Below are 1,386 nucleotides of genomic sequence, written 5' to 3' on the forward strand. Positions count from 1 at the left end.
GTTTCGGCAATGGTTTCAGCTTCTCGGGCGCGGCGTCGTAGCGGGAGCGATCCAGCGCGTAGCGCACCGGCACGATGGCGACGTTCGCTCCTCTGAACGGACAAAGGCTGGTGGCCGTCGCCGGAGTCTTGGGGAACAGTGCGGCACGTCGTTGCTGGTGTGTGCCGTGTTTATCGGTCATGCGGGGCATCCCTGTTGTTACGGACTTTTTGACGGTGTTCATCAAGCGCGGCTATGCGCAGTTCCGGGGCCAGGTGCTGATGCTCGGGGTATAAAGTCTGCCAGGAGGTGCAGTGACCTTGTGGCGAGTTGATGAAATCCAGACCCCAGTCGTGGCAGATGTCGGCCCATGTCGCTAATGCGTATTCACTGATAAGTCCCCACGCGAGCCCGCTGTCCAAAGCTCGATTCAGCCAGCTTTCGATCTGATCATCACTTTGCTTCACGAAGGCTTGCGGATCGTGAGCCTTGACCCAGTCATGAATACGTTCTTCGAACAGCCATCGATAACAGCTTTCAAAGGCTTTCAACTGCGGATCGCACAGCAGAGTGAAGCTCTGCTGAGAGGTTTGTTGCGGACGTTGATTAACAAATGTGGTGATGGTTGAGCCGAGACTACGCTGCCAACTGCGTAAAGGGGATTGGACCCACAGTTGATCTATAGGCCCGAGCGTCGGGCTCAACTGTTCAGCTCCGTAGCTGGATAGCCAGTAATGCATCACCAGCGGATCTGCAAAACGCAGCAGACTTGAGTTACCCAGGTAATTGACCGGGTTCAGAAAATGCTGCAAATGCGCCGAGACGATTTTCAAAGGCGCATCGCTGAAAAAAATGCAGCCGTCGGCCCGCTCTTCAGGATATTGGTGCCACTCTTCTATCAGTCTGGATGGATAAGGTGCGTGTACAAGTATCGGCCCTAGATCCATGACGCCAGCCCAACGTGTGCCCAGATACAGCGGAACGATCTCAAGATGCTCGTCACGCCGATAAAGTTGCTTTACGGCCCCAGACCGCAACATGCCATCAACCAACAGATAATTGGCCTGATTCATTTGTTTGCCTTCTCGGCTGCTTGTGCGCATTCCTCACAAAATGGCGTGCGTTTTATCGCCTGTGTCTGTGCGGGAACCAGCATTTCACCTGAATCGCCCCCATCTGGCTTTATTGCCAAATCTGGCAAGAGCGGGGCCGCCTCCGAGCCTTTCCCAGGACTGCCTCCTGAGTTGAGCTTCACCTGCGAGCCGTTGACCGTCACGCCGCCGGCGTCGATTTTGATAAAGGAGCCACCGGCTTTGAAGGTGATCTCCAGCCCTGCTTCGATGATCAGCTTGTTACCGGCCTTGAGATGAATTTCCTGCCCGGCGTGTGCCAGTAACCCATCAACTA

At 55.1% G+C, this 1,386-nt stretch carries 2 protein-coding genes and 1 pseudogene; all 3 read right to left on the bottom strand.

Annotated elements, in window-relative coordinates; translation table 11 throughout:
• A partial coding sequence (locus RYC18_RS24765) for a hypothetical protein (RefSeq protein ID WP_316886965.1) occupies positions 1-181 on the bottom strand: 181 nt, incomplete at its 3' end.
• A complete protein-coding gene (locus tag RYC18_RS24770) occupies positions 171-1,052 on the bottom strand; it encodes a DUF4123 domain-containing protein (RefSeq protein ID WP_316886966.1) in 882 nt (293 codons plus the stop codon). The genes RYC18_RS24770 and RYC18_RS24765, both read right to left, overlap by 11 nt.
• Positions 1,049-1,386 (bottom strand): annotated as a pseudogene (locus RYC18_RS24775) (type VI secretion system tip protein VgrG); the annotation flags it as partial. The pseudogene RYC18_RS24775 and the gene RYC18_RS24770, both read right to left, overlap by 4 nt.

Origin of the sequence: Pseudomonas syringae group sp. 247E2 (assembly GCF_032587795.1) — a bacterium.
GTDB lineage: Bacteria > Pseudomonadota > Gammaproteobacteria > Pseudomonadales > Pseudomonadaceae > Aquipseudomonas > Aquipseudomonas amygdali.